The sequence below is a fragment of the Pantoea sp. GbtcB22 genome (genome assembly GCF_019091025.1).
GTDB classification, from domain to species: domain Bacteria; phylum Pseudomonadota; class Gammaproteobacteria; order Enterobacterales; family Enterobacteriaceae; genus Pantoea; species Pantoea leporis.
The window spans coordinates 1-270 of the sequence record NZ_JAGXKB010000224.1 but is presented as its reverse complement, the minus strand read 5'-3'; the positions used below and the strand labels follow the sequence as shown (position 1 = coordinate 270).

The 270-nt window shown below is 62.2% G+C and carries 1 protein-coding gene; it reads left to right on the top strand.

Annotation, left to right across the window (positions count from 1 at the left end):
* Positions 1-270, top strand: a 270-nt coding sequence (locus KVT28_RS25215; protein ID WP_217550909.1) for an Ig-like domain-containing protein, incomplete at both ends; no start/stop codon positions are given.

Sequence of the window (270 nt, the reverse complement as noted above, 5' to 3'; positions counted from 1 at the left end):
ACCACCGCGGTAGGCGACAACGGCGAGTGGCGCTATGAAACTGCGGCTTTAGATGATGGCCAGCACAGCTTCACCGTGTCAGTCACCAACGCTGCGGGGACGACGGGCCCGGAAGCGATACCGATTACGATTAATATTGATACGGCTGCACCGGCAACGGCCAGCGATCTTGTCGTAACAGACGATGAGGGGGGCTGCACCGGCCCGTTGACGTCGGGTGACACCACCGATGACAGCACGCCAACGCTGAGCGGCTCCGCTGAAGCGGGC